The 26,198-nt window shown below is 68.9% G+C and carries 26 protein-coding genes; 14 read left to right on the forward strand and 12 right to left on the reverse strand.

Annotated features, from left to right (window positions below; translation table 11 throughout):
- Positions 1 to 32: 32 nt before the first annotated feature.
- The 4 genes from qcrB to ctaE are packed head-to-tail and all read right to left on the reverse strand — an operon-like array spanning position 33 to position 4,274.
- On the reverse strand, positions 33 to 1,664 hold the full coding sequence (qcrB, locus tag ACXPWS_RS12430) for a cytochrome bc1 complex cytochrome b subunit (RefSeq protein ID WP_458712714.1): 1,632 nt from the start codon (positions 1,662 to 1,664) through the stop codon (positions 33 to 35).
- Positions 1,661 to 2,827, reverse strand: a complete 1,167-nt coding sequence (qcrA, locus tag ACXPWS_RS12435; protein ID WP_458712715.1) for a cytochrome bc1 complex Rieske iron-sulfur subunit — start codon at positions 2,825 to 2,827, stop codon at positions 1,661 to 1,663. The genes qcrB and qcrA overlap by 4 nt, the downstream gene beginning before the upstream one ends.
- Positions 2,824 to 3,666 (reverse strand): cytochrome bc1 complex diheme cytochrome c subunit, encoded by an 843-nt coding sequence (gene qcrC, locus ACXPWS_RS12440; protein ID WP_458712716.1) that lies wholly within the window; start codon positions 3,664 to 3,666, stop codon positions 2,824 to 2,826. The genes qcrA and qcrC overlap by 4 nt, the downstream gene beginning before the upstream one ends.
- Positions 3,663 to 4,274 (reverse strand): aa3-type cytochrome oxidase subunit III, encoded by a 612-nt coding sequence (ctaE, locus tag ACXPWS_RS12445; protein ID WP_458712717.1) that lies wholly within the window; start codon positions 4,272 to 4,274, stop codon positions 3,663 to 3,665. The genes qcrC and ctaE overlap by 4 nt, the downstream gene beginning before the upstream one ends.
- A gap of 147 nt (positions 4,275 to 4,421) precedes the next feature.
- On the opposite strand from ctaE, the gene trpD reads away from it, so the two are divergent.
- Positions 4,422 to 5,492 carry an anthranilate phosphoribosyltransferase gene (trpD, locus tag ACXPWS_RS12450; RefSeq protein ID WP_458712718.1) on the forward strand — a complete coding sequence of 357 codons (1,071 nt, stop codon included), beginning with the start codon at positions 4,422 to 4,424 and terminating at the stop codon, positions 5,490 to 5,492.
- On the opposite strand, the gene ACXPWS_RS12455 is transcribed toward trpD, so the two are convergent.
- Positions 5,476 to 7,257, reverse strand: coding sequence for a DEDD exonuclease domain-containing protein (locus tag ACXPWS_RS12455; protein ID WP_458712719.1), 1,782 nt, complete (start codon positions 7,255 to 7,257; stop codon positions 5,476 to 5,478). The two genes, trpD and ACXPWS_RS12455, sit on opposite strands and share 17 nt — an antisense overlap.
- A 182-nt stretch (positions 7,258 to 7,439) precedes the next feature.
- Here ACXPWS_RS12455 and ACXPWS_RS12460 point away from each other — a divergent pair, with 182 nt between their 5' ends.
- The 4 genes from ACXPWS_RS12460 (at position 7,440) to ACXPWS_RS12475 (ending at position 10,899) form a co-directional block, all read left to right on the forward strand.
- Positions 7,440 to 7,661, forward strand: coding sequence for a hypothetical protein (locus ACXPWS_RS12460; protein WP_458713513.1), 222 nt, complete (start codon positions 7,440 to 7,442; stop codon positions 7,659 to 7,661).
- A gap of 150 nt (positions 7,662 to 7,811) precedes the next feature.
- Positions 7,812 to 8,969, forward strand: coding sequence for a peptidoglycan hydrolase RipC (gene ripC, locus ACXPWS_RS12465; protein ID WP_458712720.1), 1,158 nt, complete (start codon positions 7,812 to 7,814; stop codon positions 8,967 to 8,969).
- 25 nt (positions 8,970 to 8,994) lie between these two features.
- Positions 8,995 to 9,756 (forward strand): peptidase, encoded by a 762-nt coding sequence (locus tag ACXPWS_RS12470; protein ID WP_458712721.1) that lies wholly within the window; start codon positions 8,995 to 8,997, stop codon positions 9,754 to 9,756.
- A gap of 9 nt (positions 9,757 to 9,765) precedes the next feature.
- Positions 9,766 to 10,899: a glycosyltransferase family 4 protein gene (locus ACXPWS_RS12475; RefSeq protein ID WP_458712722.1), complete on the forward strand. Its 1,134-nt coding sequence runs from the start codon at positions 9,766 to 9,768 to the stop codon at positions 10,897 to 10,899.
- A 6-nt stretch (positions 10,900 to 10,905) separates the two neighbouring features.
- Here ACXPWS_RS12475 and ACXPWS_RS12480 read toward each other — a convergent pair whose 3' ends face one another.
- Positions 10,906 to 12,702, reverse strand: a complete 1,797-nt coding sequence (locus ACXPWS_RS12480) for an AMP-dependent synthetase/ligase (RefSeq protein WP_458712723.1) — start codon at positions 12,700 to 12,702, stop codon at positions 10,906 to 10,908.
- Between the two features lie 108 nt (positions 12,703 to 12,810).
- Between ACXPWS_RS12480 and ACXPWS_RS12485 the strand changes: the two genes are divergently transcribed.
- The 5 genes from ACXPWS_RS12485 to ACXPWS_RS12505 all read left to right on the forward strand — a co-directional run bounded on the left by ACXPWS_RS12485 (position 12,811) and on the right by ACXPWS_RS12505 (position 16,089).
- Complete coding sequence (locus ACXPWS_RS12485) at positions 12,811 to 13,203, forward strand: polyketide cyclase / dehydrase and lipid transport (protein ID WP_458712724.1); 393 nt, start codon at positions 12,811 to 12,813, stop codon at positions 13,201 to 13,203.
- Between the two features lie 38 nt (positions 13,204 to 13,241).
- Complete coding sequence (locus ACXPWS_RS12490; protein WP_458712725.1) at positions 13,242 to 13,679, forward strand: SRPBCC family protein; 438 nt, start codon at positions 13,242 to 13,244, stop codon at positions 13,677 to 13,679.
- 1 nt (position 13,680) lies between these two features.
- Positions 13,681 to 14,925: an ArsA family ATPase gene (locus ACXPWS_RS12495; protein ID WP_458713514.1), complete on the forward strand. Its 1,245-nt coding sequence runs from the start codon at positions 13,681 to 13,683 to the stop codon at positions 14,923 to 14,925.
- The gene (locus ACXPWS_RS12500) at positions 14,922 to 15,278 is read left to right on the forward strand and encodes a hypothetical protein (protein WP_458712726.1); all 357 of its coding nucleotides are present in this window, start codon (positions 14,922 to 14,924) and stop codon (positions 15,276 to 15,278) included. The genes ACXPWS_RS12495 and ACXPWS_RS12500 overlap by 4 nt, the downstream gene beginning before the upstream one ends.
- Before the next feature lie 109 nt (positions 15,279 to 15,387).
- Entirely contained in the window at positions 15,388 to 16,089 is a 702-nt protein-coding gene (locus ACXPWS_RS12505) for a lysophospholipid acyltransferase family protein (RefSeq protein ID WP_458712727.1), read from the forward strand.
- Here the strand turns inward: ACXPWS_RS12505 and ACXPWS_RS12510 are convergent.
- Positions 16,086 to 17,375 (reverse strand): glycosyltransferase 87 family protein, encoded by a 1,290-nt coding sequence (locus ACXPWS_RS12510; protein ID WP_458712728.1) that lies wholly within the window; start codon positions 17,373 to 17,375, stop codon positions 16,086 to 16,088. The two genes, ACXPWS_RS12505 and ACXPWS_RS12510, sit on opposite strands and share 4 nt — an antisense overlap.
- Before the next feature lie 83 nt (positions 17,376 to 17,458).
- On the opposite strand from ACXPWS_RS12510, the gene ACXPWS_RS12515 reads away from it, so the two are divergent.
- From ACXPWS_RS12515 to ACXPWS_RS12525, 3 genes are read left to right on the forward strand one after another with little or no spacing between them, the layout of a single operon-like run.
- Positions 17,459 to 18,346, forward strand: coding sequence for a hypothetical protein (locus tag ACXPWS_RS12515; protein ID WP_458712729.1), 888 nt, complete (start codon positions 17,459 to 17,461; stop codon positions 18,344 to 18,346).
- A 1-nt stretch (position 18,347) separates the two neighbouring features.
- Entirely contained in the window at positions 18,348 to 18,848 is a 501-nt protein-coding gene (locus ACXPWS_RS12520) for a polyadenylate-specific 3'-exoribonuclease AS (RefSeq protein WP_458712730.1), read from the forward strand.
- 52 nt (positions 18,849 to 18,900) lie between these two features.
- Complete coding sequence (locus tag ACXPWS_RS12525; protein WP_458712731.1) at positions 18,901 to 20,286, forward strand: class II 3-deoxy-7-phosphoheptulonate synthase; 1,386 nt, start codon at positions 18,901 to 18,903, stop codon at positions 20,284 to 20,286.
- A 2-nt stretch (positions 20,287 to 20,288) separates the two neighbouring features.
- On the opposite strand, the gene ACXPWS_RS12530 is transcribed toward ACXPWS_RS12525, so the two are convergent.
- Positions 20,289 to 21,500, reverse strand: coding sequence for a protein kinase domain-containing protein (locus tag ACXPWS_RS12530; protein ID WP_458712732.1), 1,212 nt, complete (start codon positions 21,498 to 21,500; stop codon positions 20,289 to 20,291).
- Positions 21,501 to 21,536: 36 nt separating this feature from the next.
- Between ACXPWS_RS12530 and ACXPWS_RS12535 the strand changes: the two genes are divergently transcribed.
- A complete protein-coding gene (locus ACXPWS_RS12535) occupies positions 21,537 to 21,941 on the forward strand; it encodes an Rv2175c family DNA-binding protein (RefSeq protein ID WP_458712733.1) in 405 nt (134 codons plus the stop codon).
- Here ACXPWS_RS12535 and ACXPWS_RS12540 read toward each other — a convergent pair.
- The 4 genes from ACXPWS_RS12540 to ACXPWS_RS12555 form a co-directional block, all read right to left on the reverse strand.
- Entirely contained in the window at positions 21,938 to 23,482 is a 1,545-nt protein-coding gene (locus ACXPWS_RS12540) for an alpha-(1->6)-mannopyranosyltransferase A (RefSeq protein ID WP_458712734.1), read from the reverse strand. The two genes, ACXPWS_RS12535 and ACXPWS_RS12540, sit on opposite strands and share 4 nt — an antisense overlap.
- Before the next feature lie 4 nt (positions 23,483 to 23,486).
- Positions 23,487 to 24,581 carry a bifunctional (2E,6E)-farnesyl/geranyl diphosphate synthase gene (idsA2, locus tag ACXPWS_RS12545; protein WP_458712735.1) on the reverse strand — a complete coding sequence of 365 codons (1,095 nt, stop codon included), beginning with the start codon at positions 24,579 to 24,581 and terminating at the stop codon, positions 23,487 to 23,489.
- A 73-nt stretch (positions 24,582 to 24,654) separates the two neighbouring features.
- On the reverse strand, positions 24,655 to 25,371 hold the full coding sequence (locus tag ACXPWS_RS12550; RefSeq protein ID WP_458712736.1) for an LppM family (lipo)protein: 717 nt from the start codon (positions 25,369 to 25,371) through the stop codon (positions 24,655 to 24,657).
- Positions 25,349 to 25,966 (reverse strand): GNAT family N-acetyltransferase, encoded by a 618-nt coding sequence (locus tag ACXPWS_RS12555; protein WP_458712737.1) that lies wholly within the window; start codon positions 25,964 to 25,966, stop codon positions 25,349 to 25,351. Before ACXPWS_RS12555 ends, ACXPWS_RS12550 begins: the two co-directional genes overlap by 23 nt.
- Between the last annotated feature and the right edge of the window lie 232 nt (positions 25,967 to 26,198).

Genomic DNA, 26,198 nt, shown 5'->3' on the forward strand with positions numbered 1-26,198 from the left:
TTCGCTGCGCGGGCCCTTCTCGGTCCGAACCTCTAGTGGTGCCCGTTGGATCCGTTGCCGGTTCCCTGGCGTTCCCGCAGGGCGGTCAGCGCCCGGTGCTCGGCGGCGTGCGCCGCCTCGGTGAGCGCCTCATGCTGCTCGACGGGATCCGGAATCAGGAAGCTGCCGCTGCCCGGCGCGCCGCCGGAGCCCAGCTTGTTCATCTTCTTGGGCAGGGCGGCACCCTGGTATTCCAGCGGGATCGGATGACCGTGGTCGTCGACCGGGCCGAGCGGCTGGTGGAGTTCGATGTAGGCACCGTGCGGCAGCCGCTTGATGATGCCCGTCTCGATACCGTGCTCCAGCACCGCACGGTCGCTGCGCTGCAGGCTGATCGCCCAGCGGTAAGCGATGTAGTACACGATCGCCGGCAGCACCACCATGCCGATACGGCCGATCCACGTCGTCGCGTTCAACGAGATGTGGAACTTCAGCGCGATGATGTCGTTCATGCAGGCGAACGTCAGCAGGATGTAGAACGACACCGCCATGGCGCCGATGGCCGTGCGAACCGGCGCGTCCCGCGGACGCTGCAGCAGGTTGTGATGGGCGTCGTCACCGCTGAACTTCTTCTCCATGAACGGCCACGCGATGAGCAGGGTGAACACCAGACCCATCAACAGCGCGATCCAGACCGGCTGCGGAATGGTGTGGTTGCCGAAGTAGATCTCCCACGGCGGGAAGAGCCGGATCAGGCCGTCGGTCCACATCATGTAGAAGTCCGGCTGGCTACCGGCCGACACCTGCGATGGCTTGTAGGGGCCCAGCAACCAGATCGGGTTGATGCTGAGCAGCCCGCCCATCAGGCCCAGAATGCCGGTGATGATGGCGAAGAACGCGCCGGACTTCACCGCGAACACCGGCATCACCCGGACGCCGACGACGTTGTGTTCGGTACGGCCGGGGCCGGGGAACTGGGTGTGCTTCTGGAACCACAGGATGATCATGTGCGCCGCGATCAGCGCCAGGATGATGCCCGGGATCAGCAGGATGTGCAGGGCATAGATCCGCGGGATGAAGATGTCGCCGGGGAAGTCGCCGCCGAACAGCGCCCAGTGCATCCAGGTGCCGACCACCGGAATGCCCATCGTGATCCCCGACAGCGCCGCACGGACGCCGGTACCGGAGAGCAGGTCGTCGGGCAGCGAGTAACCGAAGAAGCCCTCGAACATGGCAAGGATCAACAGCAGCGAGCCGATCACCCAGTTGGCCTCACGCGGGCGGCGGAACGCGCCGGTGAAGAAGATGCGGGCCAGGTGCACCATGATCGAGGCGGCGAACAGCAGCGCCGCCCAGTGGTGGACCTGGCGGACGAACAGCCCGCCGCGGATCTCGAAGCTGATGTCCAGTGCCGTCTCGTAGGCGCGCGACATCTGCACACCGCGCAACGGCTGGTAGACGCCGTTGTAGGTGACCTCGGCCATCGACGGGTCGAAGAACAGGGTCAGGTAGACGCCGGTGATCAGCAGCACGATGAAGCTGTACAGCGCGATCTCACCCAGCAGGAAGGACCAGTGGGTGGGGAACACCTTGTTCAGCTGCCGGCGTACCGCAGCCGACGGGTGAAACCGCGAATCGATGGCCTCACCTTGATGGGCGGCGAGCTTGGCAAGGTCAGGGCTCATGATTTGCGCTCCCAGAATGCCGGTCCGACAGGTTCGATGAAGTCGCCGTTGGCGACCAGATAGCCGTCTTGATCGATGGTAATCGGCAGTTGCGCCAGCGCACGTGCGGCCGGACCGAAGATCGGGCGGGCGAAGTGCAGCGCGTCGAACTGCGACTGGTGGCACGGGCACAGGATGCGGTAGGTCTGCTGTTCGTACAGCGACGACGGGCAGCCCAGGTGCGAGCAGACCTTGGTGTAGGCGAACAGCTCACCGAAGTTGAAGCTCTCCTGGCCCTGCCGCTTGACCACGCGCTGCATGTCGTTGGGCTTGATGCGGATGAGCATCACCGGGTTGCGGACGCCCATGGCGATCTCGGCCAGATGGTGCGAGGACTCGACCGTGGTGCCGTCGCCGTCGGACTCCCGCCACGGGAACACCGTCTCCATGCCGCCGGCATCGAGGTCTTCCGGGCGCATCTTGACGAACGGGGACTCGCCCGGCAGCCCGGTCGCGCGGGCCAGGAAGATGGTCTCGCCCTTGAACCGAGGCGTCCAGCCGGAGGTCCACAGCACGGCCTTCTTGCCTTCGGCGGTCGGCACCACCGGCTTCCACGGGTTCTTGATCAAGCCGCCGGCGAAGGCGACCAGCGTGCCGAGCCCGAACGCGCCGAGGCCGATGCCCAGCGACAACCCGACCAGCTTGCGGCGCTTGATCGTGGAGGTTTCCAGGGCGTCGCCCAGGTTCGCGGCGATCGTCTTGCGGTGCAGCTCCGGGGACGCGCCGTCGTGGCGGTCCTGGATGGAGATCTCTTCGGGGATGAACTTCTTCTGGTACAGCACCGCGCCGACGCCGATGGCCAGGATCGACAACCCGAACGTCAACCCGTACAGCGGGGTGGCCAGCGAGTAGGCCCACTCACCTTCGGACCCGTAGGGCTGGTACTCCCACGGCCAGAACAGGAAGACCAGCAGCAGGGCCAGACCGGCGACGCCGCCGAACAGCAGCCAGTACGAGACGGTGCGCGCGGCCCGTTTCTCGGCCCTGGTGCCCTCGATGGGCCAGCGCGGCTCCTTGTAGACGACCTCGACGCCGTCGAGCTTGCCGCCGAGTTCCAGGAGCTCCTCGCGCGACATCTCGGCCAGTTGCGCGTCGGTCGGAATGTCAGGGGTATTGGCGCTCATGCACGTGCTCCGATCCACATCGCGACACCGATCGCGGCCACCATCCCGATGATCCAGGCCGCCATACCCTCGGGCGCCGGACCGAATCCGCCGAGCCCGTAGCCGCTGGGGCTCGGGGTGGCCGCCGCTTCCCGTACGTAGCTGACGATGTCGACCTTCTCCTCGGGGGAGAGCTGGCGATCGGAGAACTTCGGCATGTTCTGCGGGCCGGTGAGCATCGCGCTGTACACCTGTGCCGGCACCCGGGACGCCTCACCGAGGTCGGGAGCGTACTTACCGGAGGACAGGGCGCCGCCCTTGCCGGTGAAGTTGTGGCACGACGCGCAGTTCAGCCGGAACAGGTCGCCACCGCGGGCGACATCTCCGGACAACAGCGACTCATCGGCGATGTGCCCGTTGGCATCCCGCGGCACGACCGGGCCACCGCCGTTGGCCTGGACGAAAGCGCCCAGCGCATCGATCTGGTGTTCGTCGAACACCGGGTCCTTGCGCGGGGCCTGGGCCTCGCCGCGCATCGCCGGCATCCGGCCGGTGGACACCTGGAAGTAGACGGCCGCCTCGCCCGCGCCGATGAGGCTCGGACCGCGGTCGGGCACGCCCTGCAGGTTGGCCCCGTGGCAGCTGACGCACGACGTCTCGAACAACTGCTTACCGGTGCGCAGCAGCGCCGACTGCGACTCGTCGGCGACGGCCACCTGGGGGGTGGGCGTCAGCGTGGCCGCGACGGCGCCCGCGGCACCGAGGCCGATCAGCAGCAGCACTGCCGCTGACAGGCGCCGGTGCAACCGACGGCGAGACTTGGTGGTCATCGAACCCCTTCTCATCGGCGAGCCGGTCATCGGACGAAGTAGATGACGGCGAACAACGCGATCCACACGATGTCGACGAAGTGCCAGTAGTACGAGACCACGATCGCAGCGGTGGCCTGGGCAGGCGTGAACTTGCTCATCCGGGTCCGCGCGAGCAGGAAGATGAACGCGACCAGACCGCCGATGACGTGCAGCCCGTGGAAGCCGGTGGCCAGATAGAAGACCGAACCGTAGGCGCTGCCCGGGATCGTCGTGCCGTGCTCGACGAGGTGGATGTACTCGTAGCCCTGGCCGCCGACGAAGAAGGCGCCCATCAGGAACGTGATCACGTACCACCGGCGCAGGCCGAACACGTCACCGCGCTCGGCGGCGAACACGCCCATCTGGCAGGTGAACGACGAGGCGATCAGCACGGCGGTCACCGGCACGGCCAGCCACAGATTCAGCTCCGTGGGGTGCGGCGGCCAGTCGCCGTGGGCCTGGGCCCGCGCGGTGAAATACATGGCGAACAGTCCGGCGAAGAACATCAGTTCACTGGAAAGCCAGACGATGGTGCCGACACTGACCATGTTCGGCCTGTTCAGCGAATGCACGCGAGATGTGATCGCGGTTCCGGAGGTCCCTACAGCGCTCGTCACAGGTGCAAGTATGACGCTTTGTAGTTGATTAACTCCACCCGGGTTCCGAATTGGTCTCGATCGTGTCGGCTCCCCTTGGTGCCGGCCTTCGGTCGGGCTGATGATCGGCTCGGCGGAGCGGGCAGGACCGGGCGATAGCATCACCTGGTGCCTTCCGCAGAACCCCAACTCGACGCATCCACCTGGCCGCAGATTCTGGGCCGGCTGACGACGAATCAGGATCTGCTGCGCGGGCAGGCGGCCTGGGCGATGGACCAGATCATGACCGGCGCGGCGACGCCCGCGCAGATCTCGGGTTTCGCCGTCGCGATGAAGATGAAGCGACCCAATTCCGCCGAGGTCCGCGAACTGGCCGACATCATGCTCAAGCACGCCCGCCGGCTGCCCGCCGAAGCCGTCGGCAATGCCGCCGTGGACATCGTGGGCACCGGCGGGGACGGGTCCAACACGGTGAACCTGTCCACCATGGCCTCGATCGTCGTCGCGGCCGCCGGGGTGCCGGTCATCAAACACGGCAACCGGGCCGCGTCCTCGCTGTCCGGCGGCGCCGACACCCTCGAAGCCCTCGGCGTCCGCATCGATCTGGGGCCCGAAGACGTGGCGCGCAGCGTGGCCGAGGTGGGGATCGGTTTCGCCTTCGCGCCGCAGTTCCACCCGTCCTATCGGCACGCGTCGGTGGTGCGCCGGGAGATCGGCGTCCCGACGGTCTTCAATCTGCTTGGGCCACTTACCAATCCGGCCTCGCCGCGGGCCGGGCTGATCGGCTGCGCGTGGGGTGACCTGGCCGAGGTGATGGCAGGTGTGTTCGCCGCGAGGGGCAACAGTGTCCTGGTGGTGCACGGCGACGACGGTCTCGACGAGCTGACGACGACCACGACGAGCACCATCTGGCGGGTGCAGGCCGGCACCGTGGAACGGCTCACCCTGGACCCGGCGGCGTTCGGCTTCAAGCGGGCCGACCTCAGCGAGCTCATCGGTGGGGACGCCGAGGCCAACGCGGCCTCGGTGCGCGCGGTGCTGGGCGGGGACCCCGGCCCGGTGCGCGACGCGGTCGTGCTCAACGCGGCCGGTGCGATGGTGGCGCACGCCGGCCTGGCCGGCGATGCCCAGTGGGTGCCGGCGTGGGAGGCCGGCCTGCGCCGGGCCGCCGACGCCATCGACTCGGGTGCGGCCGAGCAGTTGTTGGCCAAGTGGGTTCAGTTCACCCAGAAAGCGTGACCGGGTAGCCGGACCGCGGCGGATCGACACCGAAGCGGTCATCGGCGTAGTCGGCTCCGTCGCGCTGCTGCGCGGCCAACCGGGCCGAGCGCGCGGTGGCCGCCCAGCCGGCCCAGCGCGCGGCCGACCCGATGGGGCTGGCGTAGCCGGGCTCGGCTCGCACGATGCGCACCCCGGGGCCGGCCAGCCATCGCGCGAGCAGTGCCGTCTCTTCCACCAGCGCGCCGCCCAGCGGGGCTGACTCCGGCAGAATCGTCTGTGCGGCAGCGCAAATGGCGTCCACCACGGGCATCGGCGGCACGCCACGGCGGGCGCACCCGGCCGAGGCGAGTTGCCCGTGCCGGAGCACCGCGAGCTGCCAGCCGCCATGCCCGTCGGGGCGCGCGGCGACCAGTTCGTCGACGGCGGCCAGCGCCTGCAGCCGCTGACCGCGGCACACCACGTCCACCGCGTCGGCGGTGTGGTCGCGCAACCGGGCGGCGGTTTCGTACCGGTGCACGGCTGCCAGCGCCTCGATCTGGTTCAGCACGGTGCCCAAGGCCGAGCTGTCGGCACCCTCGATGAGCGCGGTGGCGGCCGCAGGCGCCGGTGCGTAGCCGGCCGCGTCGGCCCCGCGCGGTGCCGGGCACGGGGCCAGTTCGTGTTGGTCGCAGGTGTGCCGGGCGGCTCGGGACAGCCGCTTGGTGCAGGTGCGCACGCCCGTACCGCGAGCCAGGATCTCGGCGGTGGCAACGGCATCGGCGCGCGCACCGAACGGGCCGAGGGCGCGGGCGCTGCGCGGTGCCCGCACCACGGAGAAACGCGGGAACGCCTCGTCGGTCAGGACGATCCACCACCATCGGCGGGGGAACTTGGAGCGCCGGTTGTACGGCGGGGCGTGCGCGGCCAGCAGGCGCAGCTCCCGCACCCCGGCCTCCAGTTCGTGTGCGCATTCGACGTGGTCGACGCGGGTGGCCAGGGCCACCATCTCTTTCATCCGGGTGCGGGGGTCGGCCCCGGTGAAGTACTGCCCGACCCGACGGCGCAGGTCCACCGCCGTTCCGATGTAGAGCACCTCGTCGCCGGGCCCGCGGAACAGGTAGACCCCGGGCCGGGCCGGGATGCCGGTGGCCAGATGGCGTTTGCGGCGCTGGGGTGCGGTCGCGTCGGGCAGATACGCGCGCAGTTCCGGATAGGTGCGCACACCCTGGTTCCCGACCCGCTCGATCAGCCCGTGCAGCACGTCGACGGTGGCGCGGGCGTCGTCGAGTGCGCGGTGGGTCGGGGTGGTGGAGGCGCCGAACAGCTGGGCCAGCGCCGAGAGCCGGACGCTGGGCGCCTCGTCGCGGGTGAGCACCCGGCGTGCGAGCCGGACCGTGCACAGCACCGGCGGGCGCGGCCAGCTGAGCCCCAGCCGCTGCGTGGCGGCGCGCAGGAAGCCGATGTCGAACCCGGCGTTGTGGGCGACCAGCACCGCGCCCCGGGAGAACTCCAGGAAGGCGGGCAGCACGCTGTCGATCCGCGGTGCGTCGTGCACCATCGCCGAGGTGATCCCGGTCAGCGCGACGATCTGCGGCGGGATGGACCGGCCCGGGTCCACCAGGGTGGCCAGCTCGCCGAGCACCGCCCCGCCGCGCACCTTGACCGCACCGATCTCGGTGATGGCGTCGTGTCCGTCGCCGGCGGCCCGACCGCCGGTGGTCTCCAGGTCCACCACGACGAACGTGGTGTCGGCGAGCGGGATGTCGGCCAGTGGCTCGACATCGGCGAAGCTCAGCTGCGACACGTGGGTGACGGTATCGGTCGATACCGACGAGCGCCGGGACCTGTCGGTACCCCTCGTTACGGTGCGGGCAGTGTCAAAAGTCAGACACCCACAGAAGAATGGAAGGGCATGTCGTGAAGCCTGTAGAACAGCCCACCGGCGATTCCTGGGGTCCGGTTCAGGATCCGGGTCCGGACCCCGGCCTGGATAGCGGCTCGGTGGTGATCGACTGCGACGACTGCGCGGTGCGCGGTCCGGGATGCCAGGACTGCGTGGTCAGCGTGCTACTCGGTGTTCCTGAGACTTTGCTGGACGACGAGCGTCGGGCCTTGGAGGTGCTCGCCGACGCCGGAATGGCGCCGCGGCTGCGGTTGGTCCCGATCCGGCGTCCGGACACCCGAGGTGGTAGAACAGGTGTGGCGTGATGACACGCACACTTCTGCGGAGGCAAAAATTCATCCCGATCTGCTGTTAAATTTGCGTCTCCTGTTGGACAAGCCCGATGCCATTTCGTAACCTGTCTGAGACCTAATTGAGTTCGACGCGGCTCGTAAGCAGTTTAAGGACGCAAAACCTTGAGGCCTGATCGCACACACCGACCCAAGCGTGGCGTCAAGCGACCCCTGATCGGTGCGTTAGCGAGTTTGACCGTCCTCGGCAGCCTCCTTGCCGGAAGTGTGCACGCTGACCCTGCCGCCGATGCGCTGGCAAAGCTCAACGAACTTTCCCGGCAGGCCGAAGCGACCACCGAGGCGATGCACGCGGCGCAGCTCGATCTCGACAACAAGCTGGCAGCGCAGCGTGCGGCTGATTCAAAGCACGCGGCCGACCTCGCCGCCGTTGACTCGGCCAAAGGTCAGCTGGCAACGTTCCAGAGCTCGGTCAACAAGGTTGCTGCCGCGCAGTACATGGGTGGCCGGACCGACGGTTTGGACGCCATGCTCACCGCCGGATCTCCCCAGGGCCTGATCGACCAGCTCGCCGTCCAGCGGGTGATGGCCACCGAGATGGCCGCGCAGATGCAGAACTTCAAGACCACCAGCACGCGCGCCGCGCAAGCCGAAACGGCCTCCGCCCAGTCCGCGGCCGACGCCAAGACGGCCGCCGAGCAGGCCGCCGCGGTGCGCGCGGACCTGCAATCCAAGCAAAGCAAGCTGCAGGTGCAGATCGCCGTCGTCAAGTCTCAGTACCAGGTGCTGACTCCCGCTCAGCGGGAGGCGCTGGCCGCCATTCCGCCGGTACCGGCCGCGCCCGCGCCGGGCGATGTGCCGCCGCCCGCGGCGTTGCCGGGCCAGGATCCGGCGATTCTCGCCGCGCCGCCGGAGGGCATCCCGCCCGGGGACATGGCCCCGCCGCCGGACGCCGCGGTGCCCGGGATGGGCGGTAACAACGAGGGCATGGCCGCCGTGCAGGCAGCGCTCACCCGGATCGGTTCGCCGTACTCCTGGGGTGCCGAAGGACCGGGCGCGTTCGACTGCTCCGGTCTGGTCAAATGGGCGTTCCAGCAGGCCGGCGTCTCGCTGCCGCACTCCAGCTACGCGCAGGCCGCGGGCGGACAACCGGTGTCGACCGACCAGATGCAACCAGGCGATGTCATCTCCTATTACTCCGACGCCTCCCACGTCGGCATCTACATCGGCGACGGCATGATGGTGCATGCGTCGACCTTCGGTGTGCCGGTTCGGGTCGCCCCGGTCAACAACGCACCCATCTACAACGTCCGCCGTTACTGACCTGGCCCGGGTCGCCGCGGTCCTGATGGCCGCGGTGCTGCTGGCCGGTTGCCGGACGGAAGTCCCGCCCGCGCCGCCGACGACGTCGGTGGCCCCGGCTCCCACACCGGCAACGCTCTCGCTGACGCTGCGCGACGGGCGTACCGCGCACCTGCGCGGCCTCGGAGGCACCCGCACCCAGCCGCTGTGCGACCGGATCGCCGGCGAACTCGACGACGCGGCGGCGGCCGTCACCGCGTTCTGGGGGCCGGACTGGCCGCGCGATATCGTCGTGATCGCCACCGAAACCGATGAGCAGTTCCGGGTGCTGGGCTTCGACGGTCCGGACATCGCGGCGGCCACCACCGCCGACGGCATCGTCTTCGCCCCGGGGGCGGCCACCATGAGTCCGCAGTCGTTGCGAATCGTCGCCCGGCACGAGCTCTTTCACTACGCGGTGCGGGCGCACACCGCGGCCGACGCCCCCCGGTGGCTCGCCGAGGGGGTGGCCGACTACGTGGGGCGTCCGCCGGCCCCGCTGCCCGGTCCCGCCGCGGCGGCCACGCTGGCCCGGCTGCCCACCGACGCAGACCTGAATGCCGTGGGCCCGCAACGTTCGGACGCCTACGACCGGGCCTGGTGGTTCAGCCGCTACGTCGCCGCCAGTTTCGGCCCCGGCACGCTCAAACGGCTGTACCTGCGTGCCAGCGAGCCGGGACATCCCGATGTCGCGGTGGCGGTCCGCGACACCCTGGGCGCCGGCCTGGACCAGGTACTGGCGCGCTGGCGGGACTGGATGAGCGGATAACCTTTCGCGATGACTCGGATTTTGCTGGTTACCAACGATTTTCCGCCGCGCCGCGGTGGCATCCAGTCCTATCTGGAGGCCTTCGTCGGCCAGCTGGTGCAATCCGGCGGTCATGACCTCACGGTGTACGCGCCCAAGTGGAAGGGCGCGCCCGAATACGACCGGGCGGCGGCCTTCCGGGTGGTGCGCCATCGCAGCACTCTGATGCTGCCCGAGCCGACGGTGGCCAACCGGATGCGCGCGCTGATCGCCGAGCACGATATCCAGACCGTCTGGTTCGGTGCGGCCGCCCCGCTGGCACTACTGGCCCCGCTGGCCCGGGCCGCGGGGGCGGAGCGGGTGATAGCCAGCACGCACGGCCACGAGGTGGGCTGGTCGATGCTACCGGTGGCGCGAAATGCCCTGCGGCGCATCGGGAATGACACCGACATCGTGACCTATGTCAGCTCCTACACCCGGGGCAGGTTCGCCTCTGCGTTCGGGCCGCAGGCCCGGCTGGAACGGTTGTCGCCCGGCGTGGACGTCGACCGCTTCACGCCCGACCCGGTGGCCCGGGCCGAACTGCGGGCCCGGCACGGATTGGGGGAGCGGCCGGTCGTGGTGTGTGTGTCGCGGCTGGTGCCACGCAAGGGCCAGGACGTGTTGATCCGGGCGCTGCCCGCCATCCGGGATGCCGTGCCGGGCAGCGCCCTAGTGGTGGTCGGGGGTGGCCCGCACCTGGAGGCGCTGGAGAAACTGGCCCGCCAGACCGGGGTCGCCGACGATGTGGTGTTCACCGGCGGGGTGCCGGGCGAGGAGCTGCCCGCCTACCACGCGATGGCCGACGTGTTCGCGATGCCGTGCCGCACCAGGGGCGCCGGGCTGGACGTCGAGGGCCTCGGCATCGTGTACCTGGAGGCCTCGGCGTGCGGGATACCCGTGGTGGCCGGGCGTTCCGGCGGCGCACCGGAGACGGTGCGCGACGGCGAGACCGGAACGGTCGTGGACGGCACCGACGTCCGGGCCGTCGCGGCCGCGGTCGCCGAGATCCTGGCCGACCCCGATGCTGCCGCGGCCATGGGGGCGGCGGGGCGGCAGTGGGCCGTGCAGAACTGGCAGTGGAGCGCCCAGGGGGCGCGGCTGCAGAGGCTGTTACAGGCCTAGCAAGACCTAGGAGTACAGCGCGTCGATGTCGGCGGCGAACTTCTCCGCGACCACCTTGCGCTTGACCTTCAGCGTCGGGGTCAGCTCACCGGTGTCCTCGGTGAAATCGACCGGCAGGATCGCGAACTTGCGGATCGACTCCGCGTGCGACACAGCCTGATTCGCCTCCTTGACGGCGAGATCGATCTCGGCCCTCAGGTCCGGGTCGGTGGCCAGGTCGCCGACCGTCGCCGAGGCGTCCTTGCCGGTGCGCTGCTTCCAGCCCGGGAACGCCTCCGGATCGATGGTGATCAGGGCGGCGATGAACGGCTGCTGATCGCCGACGACCAGGGCCTGGCTGATCAGTGGGTGCGCGCGCAGCCGGTCCTCCAGTACCGCCGGGGCGACATTCTTACCGCCGGCGGTGACGATGATCTCCTTCTTGCGGCCGATGATGGTCAGGAACCCGTCGTCGTCGATCGCGCCGAGATCACCGGTGTGGAACCAGCCATCGGTGAAGGCGTCCTTGGTGGCCTCGTCGTTTTGCCAGTATCCGCCGAACACCACGCCGCCGGAGACCAGCAACTCGTCGTCGTCACCGAGGCGCATGCTGTTGCCGGGCAACAACTTTCCGACCGAACCTACCTTCAGCGCACCGACCTGGTTGACGGTGATCGCGGCGCTGGTCTCGGTGAGCCCGTAACCCTCGTAGATGGTCAGCCCGACGCCGCGGTAGAAGTGCCCGAGCCGGGCGCCCAGCGGAGCGCCGCCGGAGATGGCGGCGAGGCAGTCGCCGCCGAGGGCGGCCCGCAGCTTGCCGTAGACCAGCCGGTCGAACACGGCGTGCTTGGCCTTGAGCAGCAAGCCGGCCCCGCTGGCGTCCAGCGCCTGGCTGTACTCGATCGCGGTGGTGGCGGCGAGCCCGAAGATCTTGCCTTTCCCGCCGTCGCGGGCGTTCTGCTCGGCGGTGTTGTACACCTTCTCGAACACTCGCGGCACCGACACCACCAGCGTCGGTTTGAACACCCCGAACGTCGGCACCAGGTTCTTGATGTCGCTGGTGAAGCCCAGCGTGACCTGGTTGGTGAACGCCGCGACGGTGATGGCCCGGGCCAGCACGTGGGCCAGCGGCAGGAACACCAGCATCCGCTCGCCCTTGGCCAGCAGGTCGGGGAAGCTGGCCTTGGCGCCGTGGATCTCCGAGAGCAGGTTGGTGTGGGTCAGCTGGCAGCCCTTGGGCAGCCCGGTGGTGCCCGAGGTGTAGATCAGGGTGGCCGGGTCCGAGGACTTGATACCGGCCAGGCGGGCGTCCAGCTCCGCGGCGTCGATGCTCTTGCCGGCCTCGGCGAGCGCGTCGAGCGCGGCCGGGCCGGTCCCGTCGATCCGCAGCACCTTGCGCGCCTGGGGGAACTGGTCGCGCAGTTGTTCCACCCGGTCGGCGTGCGCGTCGGTCTCGGCGACCACCAGCACCGCCGACGAGTCGGCCAGCACGTGCCGGACCTGCTCGGCCGAGCTGGTCTCGTAGATGGGAACGGTCACCGCACCGACGGACAGGATGGCGAAGTCGATGATCGGCCACTCGTAGCGGGTGGCCGACAGGATGGCCACCCGGTCACCCGGCGCGACCCCTTCGGCGATCAAACCCAAAGCCGCGGAACGGATCTGCGCGGCCGCCTGGGCGGCGGTGACATCGGTCCAGCGGCCGTCGATCAGGCGCTGGAAGATCACGTGGCCGGGGTCCTGGCGCTCGTGGGCGTATACGGCGTCGACGACGGTATCGAATTCGCCGATCTGGAACGTTGCGGCAACGCTGTACTCACGCACGATTCTGGCCCCTCGTAAATGCTGGTGATGGATCTCTTTCGGCATCCGCCGGTCAGCCTAGTCGCCCGCCGCGGACCGGCGGTACCGCGTGTGTGATGCTGGTCAGCCATGAACAGCGTGCAGATCTCCGACGAGACCTTCGTATGCGCCGACCCGGTGGATGTCGGGCGCGCCATCGGGGATCCGGCGAGCTGGCGGCAGTGGTGGCCGGACCTGCGCCTGGGTGTCGTGGAGGACCGCGGCCCCGCCGGGATGCGCTGGACCGTCGCCGGTGCGCTGACGGGCACCATGGAGGTCTGGCTGGAAGCCGTGATGGACGGCGTGATCCTGCATTACTTCCTGCACGCCGAACCGGCCGGCGCCACCGCTCATGAGCTGGCCCGCCTCGATCTGGCCAAGCTCAACCACTCCCGCCGGGTGGCAGGCAAGAGGATGGCCTTCGAGGTCAAGACCCGCTTGGAGCAGCACCGGCCGGTCGGGGTGTCACGGCTGGCCCGATAGCGAGCAGCCCGTTCGGCGGTGCGGGTACATTTCTGTGCGTGGCGGAGAAGACGGCGCAGACGATATACATCGATGCCGATCCCTCGACGGTGATGGACGTGATCGCCGATATCGGCTCGTATCCGGAATGGGTGGCCGAGTACAAGGAAGCCGAGGTGCTCGACGCCGACGGTGCGGGGAATCCCAAGACGGCCCGCCTGGTGCTGGACGCAACGGTGCTCAAGGACACCATGGTGCTGTCCTATCAGTGGCCCGCCGACCGCAAATCAGTGACCTGGACGTTGGTGTCCAGTTCCCTGCTCCGCGGACTGGAGGGTGCATACAAGCTGTCTCCCAAGGGTTCTGGCACCGATGTCACCTATGAACTGTCGGTCGACCTGCTGATCCCGATGATCGGTCTGCTCAAGCGCAAGGCCGAGCGCCGGCTCACCGACACCGCCCTCAAGGACCTCAAGAAGCGAGTCGAGGTGCAGTGAGCTGAATGGCGAGCAAGCCGCCCGGATCAGCCTGTTCGTCGGCAAGGGTGGGGTAGGCAAGTCCACGTTGGCCACCGCCGCCGCGGTGCGCGATGCGCGCAGTGGGCAGCGGGTGCTGATCGTGTCGACCGACCAGGCTCATTCCACCGGCGACGTGCTCGGGACCACGGTTTCGCCGACCGGCGACCGGGCACCCACCAGGGTGCTCGCCGACCTGGACACCGGTTTCCTGGATGCCCTCGCGCTGGACACCCTGGCGCTGCTGTCGCGCCGGTGGCGTGACATCGCCGGTCCGCTGGCCGCCCGCTTCCCTGAATCCGATCTGGGAAGCGTTGCCCCCGAAGAACTTTCGGCACTCCCCGGAATTCAGGAGGTGCTCGGCCTGCACGAGGTGGGCCAGCTCGCCGATTCGGGCAACTGGGATCACGTGGTGGTCGACTGCGCCTCGACCGCCGACGCGCTGCGGATGCTGACTCTGCCCGCGACGTTCAGCCTGTACCTGGAGCGGATCTGGCCCCGGCACCGTCGGCTGTCCGTGTCCTCCGGTGACCCGGCCTCGGCGGCCATCGTTACCCTGGTGGAACGCATCGCCGAGGGCAACGAGGCGCTGTCGGCCCTGCTTGCCGACGGGCAGCGGGTGAGTGCGCATCTGGTGCTCACCCCGGAGCGGGTGGTGGCCGCCGAGGCGGTGCGGACCATCGGGTCGCTGGCCCTGATGGGCGTCCGGGTGGACGAGTTGCTGGTCAACCAGATCTTGTTGCAGGACGAGTCATTCGAGTACCGCAACCTGCCCGAACACCCGGCGTTCGACTGGTACACCGAACGGATCGCCGAGCAGCGCGCCGTGCTCGACGAGCTGGACGCGGCCATCGGCGACGTGCAGCTGGTGCTGGTGCCGCACCTGGCCGGGGAACCGATCGGGCCCAAGGCGCTCGGTGAACTGCTCTCACAGGCCCGCCGCCGCGACGGTGCACCGCCGCCGGGCCCGCTGAAGCCGGTGGTCGACCGCGAATCGGGAACTGGCCTCGAAGCGGTCTACCGGTTGCGGTTAGAGTTGCCGCAAGTGGATCCGGGCTCGTTGACGCTCGGGCGCGTCGACGACGATCTGATCATCGGGTCGGGCGGTATGCGCCGCCGGGTCCGGTTGGCATCGGTCCTGCGGCGCTGCATCGTCATCGATGCGCAGTTGCGCGGCGCCGAACTCACGGTGCGATTCCGCCCCGATCGAAAGGTGTGGCCGGCGTGAGTGGGGTGCATCCCGATCTGGGGCCTGAACTGCGGCAGCTGGCACAGGCCGTGCTGGACCGGCTGGATCCCGCGGTACGGATGGCGGCCGCGCGCGCGGCCGCCGCGGGCGCCGGTGAGGGACAGTGTCAGCAGGTGTGGTGCCCGGTCTGTGCGCTGGCGGCCCTGGTGGCCGGCGAACAGCATCCGCTGCTGTCGGTCATCGCCGAGCACAGCGTCGCCCTGCTGACCATCGTGCGCACCATGGTCGGTGACCCGCAGGCCCAGCCCACCCCACCGCCACCGCGCGACGGCGACCCGGCGCCCAGTGCGCCGGGCAGTTACCAGCACATCCCGGTGAACGTCGACGAATAGCCGAATGAGCCGGCGGGGCATCCTCACAGCGCCGCCGTGTGGTCGTCGCAACATTGCGTGGGTAAAGTTGTCGCGGAACGCTGTCGCAGCGTCCGACGCAGGAGGGCCCATGTTTTTCTGGTTTTACAAGCACATCCTGATGGGCCCCTTGTTGCGCTTGCTGGGCAGGCCGAAAGTGCAAGGGCTGGAATATGTTCCGGACTCCGGTGCGGTGATCCTGGCCAGCAACCACCTTGCCGTCGCGGACAGTTTCTACCTGCCGCTGGCCCTTCGCCGACGCATCACCTTCCTGGCCAAGGCCGAGTACTTCACGGGCACCGGCTTCAAGGGCAAGCTGACCAAGTTCTTCTACTCGTCCACCGGGCAGGTGCCCATCGACCGCACCGACGCGGATTCGGCGCAGGCCGCGCTGACCACCGCCCAGCGCATCCTCGCCGACGGCAAGCTGCTCGGGATGTATCCCGAGGGCACCCGCTCACCCGACGGCAGGCTCTACAAGGGCAAGACCGGCCTGGCCCGCGTCGCGCTGGAAAGCGGTGTCCCCGTCATTCCGGTCGCGATGATCGGAACCGACACGGTCAACCCGCCCGGCAGCAAGATGTGGCACTTCGGCCGTGTCGAGGTCCGTTTCGGCAAGCCGATGGATTTCAGCCGTTTCGAGGGGCTGGCGGGCAACCGGTTCATCGAGCGCGCCGTCATCGACGAGGTGATGTACGAGCTCATGCGGCTGTCCGGCCAGGAGTACGTCGACCTGTACGCCGCTGACATCAAAGAGGGCAAGGGCCCGGTTCCCGCCGTCAAAGCGGGTTAATTGATCACCGGCAACGCCGGTGCACCCACCGCGCGCCTGCCGTCGGCGCCGACCGCCGCGGGCACGCTCGTGCCGGCGACCGCGATGACGGCCAGCGCCCACCACAGGTAGGAGCCACCGGCGAGCTGGCGCCACAACGAGGCCGCGGTCTCGTGGTGTTCGGGCAGCAGCGTGATCGGGGTCCACACCATCAGCGCGAGACCGGCGGCACTGACCAGGATCAGCGCAAAGCGCCGCCTGCGGTACCCCAGCACGGCGGTGGCCAGCACCGTCGGCAGCATCCACACCCAGTGGTGAGACCACGACACCGGCGACACCACCAGACCGAACATCGCCACGCAGATGAGCGCCAGCACCTGCTCGCCGCCGTCGGGTGCGTCGCCGCCGCGCTGCAGCAGACGGTGCACCGCCCACCCGGTCAAGGCCAGCACCAGGCAGCAGGCCGCCGCCCAGGGCAGGAAACGCTGTTCTTCGCCCAGGCCGAGCCGGGCCAGGGTGCCCGAGATGTTCTGGTTGGTGTTCAGCGTGGCGGTGCCGATCCGATTGGTGTCGCGCAGCGTCTCGGTCCAGTACACGCTGGAATCCCGCCAGGCCAGCGCGAACCCGACCAGGGTGGCCGTCACCGCCGAGACCGCGGTGACCAGCACGGCGCGCACATCGCGGCGCAGCACGAAATACAGCAGGAAGACCGCCGGGGTGAGTTTCACCGCGATCGCCAGCCCCAGCAGCAGACCCCGGGGCCACGGCGTCTTGCGGGGCACGCAGTCGGCGATCACCAGCGTCATCAGCACCACATTGATCTGGCCGAACGCGAAGTTGGACCGGATCGGCTCCAGGAACACCACGGCCGGGGCCACCAGCGCGGCGGCCAGCCAGGCGCGCCGCTGCCAGTTGTCACCGACCTGCAGCCGGGTCAGCACGATCGTCACGGACACCACCAGCAGCACCAGCGTGGTCACGGTGATCGCGGCGCCGGCCGCAGGCAGCGTCAGCCAGGCGAACGGCGCGAACACGATCGCGGCCAGCGGTGGATAGGTGAACGGCAGGTCCAGACCCGCCTGGGTCTGGAATTTGGTGCTGTCGGCGTACAGCGGGGTGCCATCCAGCCAGGCCCGCCCGCCCATCCGGTAGACGTCGATGTCGATGCGGTAGGGCGCATGCCCGAGCAGCCGCCAGCCGGCCCAGACCAGCCCCGCCAGGGTCAGCAGCTGAAACAGCCGCCATGCCACGGTTGTCCGGAATCCGGCCCTACCGGGGTGGGGCGGGCGGGATGGCTGAGTGCTCATTTCGCCGACCAGCCTATCGGTGTGGTCCGGCACGCCGGTCGGCACAGGACGCCTGATGGCACGAATCGGTGCCAGGTCGGCGTATGTTCTCGACCGTGCATCTGCGCGTCCAGCTCGACTTCGTCACCGGTGATCGTCTGCCGTTGCTGTGCTGCCTGATCGCATTCATCCTCACGTTCTTCCTGACCCGCCTCATCGTGCGCTACATCCGCAGCCACCCCGCCGGTGACGCGCCGCGCGCATGGTGGAAGCCGCGCAACCTGTCCGTCGGCGGCGGGGTGCATCTGCACCACGCGGTGATCGGTGTCGTCCTGGTGATGATCTCCGGAGTGTCCATGGTGACCCTCGCGGTAAACGGAGGTGTGCCCGAATTCACGGTGGCCGCGGTGTTCTTCGGGATCGGGGCGGCGCTGGTGCTCGACGAGTTCGCCCTGATCCTGCACCTGCAGGACGTGTACTGGGCCGAGGACGGCCGCACCTCGGTGGACGCCGTGTTTGTCGCGATCGCGGTGGCGGGGCTGCTAGTGCTGGGCTTCAATCCGCTGTCGTTCTTCGACATCAACATCTGGCGGGCCGACGACACCTGGCAGGCCCGGGCGGCGGTCATCGGCGTCGCCGTGTTGACGCTGGCGCTGGCCGTGGTGGTGCTGCTCAAGGGCAAGGTGTGGACCGGCCTGGTCGGCATGTTCATCACCCCGCTGCTGGTCCTCGGGGCGATCCGGCTGTCCCGGCCGCACGCGCCGTGGGCGCGCTGGCGGTACACCGTCCGGCCCCGCAAGATGCACCGCGCGCTGGAACGGGAACGCCGGCTGCGCCGGCCGGTGGTGCAGGCGAAGCTGTGGGTCCAGCACGTGGTGGCCGGTGAACCGCATTTTCCCGACGATGCGCTGGTCAACGAGGAATTGGACCGCGAGATCCACGCCGCGCCACCGCCGCCCGCCGTGCCTCTGGTAATGAAGGAATCCCGCTGACATGCGCTTTTTCTATGACACCGAGTTCATCGACAACGGCCGCACCATCGAGCTCATCTCGATCGGGGTGGTCGCCGAGGACGGCCGCGAGTATTACGCGATATCAACCGAATTCGATCCGGAGCGGGCCGGCAGCTGGGTGCGTAAGCACGTGCTGCCCAAACTGCCGTCGCCGTCGTCGCAGCTGTGGCGTTCGCGCCGGCAGATCCGCACCGAGCTGGAAGATTTCTTCGATATCGACGGTGACGAGCCCATCGAGCTGTGGGCCTGGGTCGGTGCCTATGACCACGTGGTGCTCTGCCAGCTGTGGGGGCCGATGACCGATCTGCCACCCGCGATGCCCCGGTTCACCCGCGAGCTGCGGCAGTTCTGGGAGGAGCGCGGCAGTCCGCGCATGCCACCCCGGCCCAGCGATTCGCACGATGCGTTGGTGGACGCTCGCCACAATCTGCGCAGGTTCCAGCTGATGAATGACAAGGGGGACTGGGCGGTACGGGCCTGAGCTGCGGGTATGGCCGGTAAAATCGGTTCGTCGGCGCGGTTACCATAGAGCGGTGAACTGGACCGTCGACGTACCCATCGACCAGCTGCCGGATCTGCCGCCGCTCCCCGAGGGCCTGCGCCAGCGGCTCGACGCGGCCCTGGCCAAGCCCGCCCTGCAGCAGCCCGGTTGGGATGCCGGGCAGGCCAAGGCGATGCGGACGGTGCTGGAGAGCGTGCCGCCCGTCACCGTGCCGACCGAGGTCGAGAAGCTCAAGGTGCAGCTGGCCGCCGTCGCGCGGGGGGAGGCCTTCCTGCTGCAGGGCGGCGACTGCGCCGAGACGTTCGTGGACAACACCGAGCCGCATATCCGCGCCAACATCCGCACCCTGCTGCAGATGGCCGTGGTGCTGACCTACGGTGCCAGCATGCCGGTGGTGAAGGTGGCCCGGATCGCCGGTCAGTACGCCAAACCGCGGTCCTCCGACCTCGATGCGCTGGGGCTGAAGTCCTACCGCGGTGACATGGTCAACGGGTTCGCCCCGGACGCCTCGGTGCGCGATCACGACGCCTCCCGACTGGTACGGGCGTACGCGAATGCCAGCGCCGCGATGAACCTGGTGCGCGCGCTCACCTCGTCGGGGATGGCGTCGCTGCAGAAGGTGCACGACTGGAACCGCGAGTTCGTCCGGACTTCGCCCGCGGGCGCCCGGTACGAGGCGCTGGCCGGGGAGATCGACCGTGGGCTGCGCTTCATGAGCGCCTGCGGCGTCGACGACCGCAACCTGCAGACCGCCGAGATCTTCGCCAGCCACGAGGCCCTGGTGCTCGACTACGAGCGGGCCCTGCTGCGGCTGTCCACCGAATTCGACGAGCCCCGGCTCTACGACCTGTCCGCGCACTACGTGTGGATCGGCGAGCGCACCCGCCAGCTCGACGGCGCCCACATCGCGTTCGTGGAGACCATCGCCAACCCGATCGGGATCAAGATCGGCCCCACCACGTCGCCGGAGCTGGCCGTCGAATACGTCGAACGGCTCGACCCGAACAACGAGGCCGGCCGGCTCACGCTGGTCAGTCGGATGGGCAACCAGAAGGTGCGCGACGTGCTGCCCCCGATCATCGAGAAGGTGCAGGCGTCCGGTCACCAGGTGATCTGGCAGTGCGATCCGATGCACGGCAACACCCACGAGTCCTCCACCGGCTACAAGACGCGGCACTTCGACCGCATCGTCGACGAGGTGCAGGGCTTCTTCGAGGTGCACCACTCGCTGGGCACCCACCCCGGCGGTATCCACGTCGAGATCACCGGTGAGAACGTCACCGAATGCCTGGGCGGTGCGCAGGACATCTCCGATGACGATCTGGGCGGCCGTTACGAGACGGCCTGCGACCCGCGGCTGAACACCCAGCAGAGCCTCGAGCTGGCGTTCCTCGTCGCGGAAATGCTCCGGGGCTAGTCCTAGTTCAGTAACCCGGGCAGGTTGCTGCCGAGCGCCCAGGCGCCAGCGGCGACCAGCCCGGTCAGTGTGATCAGCACCAGCACCCAGCTCAGCAGGGTCCGCCTGGCGCGCTGGCGGGCCCACTCGAACTCGTCGATGTCGATACCCGCGAATTGCGTTGCCGCCGGCTGATATTCGGGCTCGGTCTGCGAGGTATCGAGGGCGCTGCTCAGATCCTCGGCGAAGTCGGCGCCGTATTCGCGGGTCGGATTGGGCACCCGCTCGGTGCGCAACCTGCTGTGGAACTCGGTCGCGGCCCGGTGCTGCGCCGACTGGCGCGGCGCGGGCACCCGGAACGGCGGCAGGCCGAGCTCCTCGATCACATCGGCCAGCGCGTCGGCGAGCTCACCGGCGTCGGCGAACCGCGCGGCCGGATCGCGGTCGCACGCGCGCGCCACCAGTTCATCGAACTGCCGGGGAACCCCGGCGATCGCGCTGCTGGGCGGTGGCACGTCGTGATCCATCCGCTGATACGCCACGGCGAGCGGGGTGTCCCCGGTGAACGGGGCATGCCCGGTGAGCAGTTCGAAGGCCAGGATGCCGACGGCGTACACATCGCTGCGCGGGGTGGCCTCCCCGGTGCCGACCTGCTCGGGGGACAGATAGGCCGCCGTGCCGAGGATGACGCTGGTCGAGGTGATGCCGGCTTCGGCGACGGCGCGGACCAGACCGAAATCGGCGATCTTCACCTCGCCGTCATCGGAAATGAGCACGTTCTCCGGTTTGATGTCGCGGTGTACCAGACCGGCGGCGTGCGCCACCGCCAGGCCGCGGCACATCGGGACGAGCACCGCGGCGACCGCGTGCGGCGGCATCGGACCGCGTTCGCTCAGCAACTCACGCAGCGTGCCGCCCTCGATCAGCTCCATCACCAGGAAGGAGGGCTGCCCGCCGGGCCCTCCGCCGCCCTGGTCGTAGACGGCCACCAGGGCGGGATCCTTCAGCCGCGCCACGGCTTTGGCCTCGCGCTCGAAGCGGGTCAGGAACTGCTGGTCCCCGGAATACCGGGAATCCATCACCTTCAGCGCGACCGGCCGGTCCAGCCGGACGTCCAGTCCGCGGTACACCGTGGACATCCCGCCCGAGGCGATCGGGGCGTCCACCCGGTAGCGCCGGTCCAGCAAGATGCCGACGAGCGGGTCGGCGCGCTGGTAGGTGTCCACCGAACACATGGTACGAGAGCCGGTCTGAGCCCTAGACTCTGTGCGGTGAGCAGCATTCCGGCGGCCGACGATGTCTTGGACCCCGAAGAATCCGTATACGACCTGGCCGCGGTGGCGGCCCTCCTGGGCATCTCGGTGACCAAGGTGCACCAACAGTTGCGTGACGGCCATCTGGTCGGGGTGCGCCGGAACGGGGCGGTGGTGGTGCCCAAGCTCTTCTTCGATGACACCGGACATGTGATCAAGACGCTGCAGGGGCTGCTGGTGGTGCTGCACGACGGCGGCTACCACGAGACCGAGATCGTGCGTTGGCTGTTCACCCCGGACCCGTCCCTGACGATCAGCCGGGACGGTAGCACCGAACGGCAGACCAATGCCCGCCCGGTGGACGCCCTGCACTCACATCAGGCCCGTGAGGTCATCCGGCGGGCTCAGGCGATGGCCTATTAGACGGCACCGCCGTCGTGGCCTACTGACGGCACCGCCGTCTCCGGAGCCTTCGCCAGCCAGTACCACGCCCCCACCGCGCACGCGGTGGCCAGCGCGACGTGGATCCAGGAGTACATCCCGTGTGAGCCATCGGGTTTGAAGATCACCATGATCCACGTCGAGAAGCCGGCGATCAGCGCCACCGCGGCCCGCGACTGCGCCAGTGCCGCCAGCACGGCCAGCGGCCAGGTGTAGTACCAGGGCAGGGCGGCGGGCACGAACAGCACCACGACCAGCATCGCCAGCGCGATGCCGGTCAATGCCTCGCGGTCGTCATGGCGGTATCGCCACCACAACAGCGGCAGGGCGATGGCGATCACGGCGACGCCGAGGATCCTGGTGATGTCCAGCACGGCGTAGAAGTTGATCGGGATGAACAGCCCGCCAACGGTGTTGACGATATTGGCGGTGGCCGTCGGGATGGTCAGCCAGTTGATGATCTTCACCGACCCGGCCAGCGCGGTCAGCCAGCCCAGGCCGACACCGGCCAGCCAGGACAGCACCGCGAAGACGGCGACGAAGATCGCTGCCGAGGCCGCCGTCGCGACGGCGAACGCCGGCACCGGCCGGTACCCGCGGCGGTCCTGCAGTCGCCGCATCCACACCCACACCATGAAGGGCAGCGCGATGCCCGCGGTGGCCTTCACCGCCACCGCGATGGCGATCAGGCTCACACCCCACACCGGCCGGCCGCCGAAGGTCAACGCGAGGGCGGCCATCATCAGGCCGACCATCAACATCTCGTTGTGCACGCCACCCATCAGATGGATGATCACCAGCGGATTGAGCACGCAGATCCACAGCGCGGCGGCGGCGCTGGCGCCGACATGGCGTGCGACCCGGGGAGCCGCCCAGATCAGCAGGGCCAGCCCCGGCAGCATGCACAGCCGCAGCAGCATCGTGCCCTCGACGACATGGTTCCCGACGATCATCGTGACGAACTTCGCCACCAGGATGAAGGCGGGCCCGTACGGCGCGGTGGTGGTGGTCCAGATGGGGGACACGTTGTCCAGCAACGAGTTCGGGTTGTCGATCGGGCCGACGACATAGGGATCGAGGCCGTCGCGCAGCAGGGCGCCCTGGGCCAGGTAGGAATAGGTGTCGCGGCTGAACACCGGCACGCTCAACAGCAACGGCAGCAGCCAGAACCCGGTGGTGGCCAGCATCGTGTACTCGGTGGCGGATCTGTCGACCACCCGCCGGCCCAAACCCAGCCAGGCGACCAGCATCAGCGCCACCCCGCCCCACAACAGCACCGACGACAGCACCAGGCCGTGCCCGAACCGCAGCCAGGACAGGTGCAGCGATTCCAGCAGGGGGTCGTGCAGCCGGGTGCTGCCCGCACCCAGGCCACCCGCGGTGATCATCACGGCGCCCAGGAAACCCAGCCGGGCCGGGCCGGCCTCGGGCGAGGCCGCGAACAGCAGCAGCCGGGCCAGGTGCCGGCGCAGCGGGCTGGCCGGCCCGTCGTGGGCGGGGTCGATCGCCGTCGGGGTGGTCATGCTCCTATGCGGACCGGTTGGATGCCAGGCCGGCGAGTTCGGCCAGGCCGATCTTGGCGTGCGGATCGATCGGCGCGGCGGCGAGGGTGTCCAGCGCCCTGCGGTTGAGGGTGTCGATGCGGCCCTCGACCGCGGCCAGTGCCCCGACCCCCTCGATCACCTGACACAGTTCACGCACCTGCGGGTCGGACAGTTCCGTCCCGATCGAGGTGCGCAGCAGTTTTGCGGCCACCGGATCGGTCTTCTCGGCCAGTTCGACGGCCTCGGCCAGCAGGACGGTGCGCTTGCCCGAGCGCAGGTCGTCACCGGACGGTTTACCGGTGACGGCCGGGTCGCCGAACACGCCGAGCACGTCGTCGCGCAGCTGGAACGCCACCCCCAGGTCGGTGCCGATCTGATGGAAGATGTCCTGCACGTCGGGCCGGTCCGCGGCGGCGGCCGCGCCCAGCTGCAGCGGCCGCGACACCGTGTAGGACGCCGTCTTGTAGGTGTTGACGGTCATCGCCGAGGCCACCGACTCGGCGCCGCTGGATTCTGCGACGATGTCCAGGTACTGCCCGCCCAGCACCTCGGTGCGGATATCGGCCCACACCTTGTGCACGCGCAGATGCGCTTCGGCGGGCAGGTCCGCGGTGGCGACGATGTCGTCGGCCCACACCAGCGACAGGTCGCCGAGCAGGATGGCCGCGGACATGCCGAACTGTTCGCTGGATCCATGCCACGTGCGGGCGCGGTGCAGATCGGTGAAATGCCGGTGCACCGTCGGCAGTCCGCGCCGGGTCGCCGAGGCGTCGATGACGTCGTCGTGCACCAGCGCGCAGGCGTGCAGCAGTTCCAGCGCGGAGAACAGGCGCAGGGCTTTCGGGTCGTCGGTGTCGGCGTCCCGGTCCGGGCCGGCCACCGCACGCCAGCCCCAATAGGCGAAGGCGGGCCGGATTCGTTTGCCACCGCGCAGCACGAATTCTTCGAGTGCGGCGGTCAGTTCGGCGTACTCGGGGCCGATGTAGGCACTGTCACGGCGGCGGTCGGACAGGTATTGCCGCAACTGGTCGACGACGGCGTTGACCAGCTGCACGGCTGATGGTGCCGCTGTATCCACGGTCAGCGGGCGCCCCTTTCTCCTGCCCCGACTTCGGTCCCGACGGTTCTTAGCCTAAAGCGTCGGGACCCGATCAGCTTGCGTCGCCCACCTTGGGCGATTGGTCGCGGGCCGCCCATGCGACGGCCGCGATGATTCCGGCGACGACGAATGATCCGACGGTGAGCCAGATCGCGGCTCCGGTGAAGGATCGCGCACTGGGGTCGGTGTAGCGCGCCTGGGCGTTCATCGTGGTCACCACGCCCGGCTTCAGCTTCCACTCCACGACGTCACTGGAGACCTGATCGCCGTTGGTCGACGTCACTTCACCGGGGAAGGAGACGCTCATCGACACATCGGCGTCGGGGTCGCTGAGTGTGGTGAGGTCGACCCGGCCCTCGAGTATCACCAGCTCACCGGCGCGCCGCAGCGAGATGTCCACCCCGGCGGCATCGCGGTTCATGTTCGCCAGTTGGGGCAGCTCGGCGAAGGTCAGATCGGAGAACACCGCCTGCGAACCGACGTAGTCGCCGCGGTCGTACTGCGAGATGGCCACCTTGTTGCTGAACGGCAGCGAATTGAGCAGCTGTGGACCCTTGTCCTCGGCGTTGCGCGCCTTGGCCGAGGCCACGATCTGTCCCGATACCCGATCGTCGGGGGACACCGTGATCGACGTGCGCACCCGCACGCAGCCGACGGCCAGTGGGGTCAGGATCAGCAGCAGGAGGATCAGGGCCCGAAGTCGCCTGGTCCCCGGCTTCGTTGCGGCTAGCTGATGCGGCACTCGGTCATCGTGCCAGACCGGGATCATCCAGGGGCAGCGACCGGCCCAGGATCGCGAAGGGTCGCGGATCGCCGGCGAAGTGGTAGTCGCGGATCACGTCGGTGAAGCCCAGCCGGCGGTACAGCCGCCAGGCCCGATTCGCCTCGCCGTTGATCTCCGGCGTGGACAACAGCACGTGGGTTTCGGGCCGGCCGTCCAGCAGCCGGCGGGCCAGCGCCTCGCCCAGTCCCCGGCCCTGGGCGCGGGGATGGATGTGCAGCTCGGTGAGCTCGAAATAACTGGACATCAGGCTGGACACCTGGGCCTGGTCGGTCCCGATCCGCCGCAGGCCCTGCACCACCTGTTGCTGCCACCACTGATCGGGTGCGCCGCAGTAGCCGTAGGCGATACCGATCAGGTCGCCGGACTCCAGATCGTGGGCCTCGGGCCCGTCGTCGATTGCCGCCGTGTCGATTGCTGCGACGCCTTTCCAGCCCGGCCGGCGGCTGTGTTCCACCCACATGGAGGCACGTTGCCCCTCGGTGCCGCGCGGGTACCGCATGGCGTCGACATACACCGACAGTGCCTCCGGCAGTCGGCGCACCATGGCGTCGGACGACAGATCCACCAGATACGTCGCCAACTTCAGTGCCCTTCGCGGTGTGCGTGCGGTCGGTCTCCTCCATTATCGGATGCGGCCGTGGTGGGACGGCGGCGGGGGAGTTCGGTGTCGGAGGTCATACAATCGTCGGTCAAGTAGGTGGTACGGGTCAGATCGACCTCGTATCATGGTTATTAAGCGTCCGTACTCGCGGACGTCATCGACTTTGAAGAGACGGCCGCGGTTCCACCGACGCTGCATCGATCCTGAGGAG

The sequence above is a fragment of the Mycobacterium sp. BMJ-28 genome (assembly GCF_054404835.1).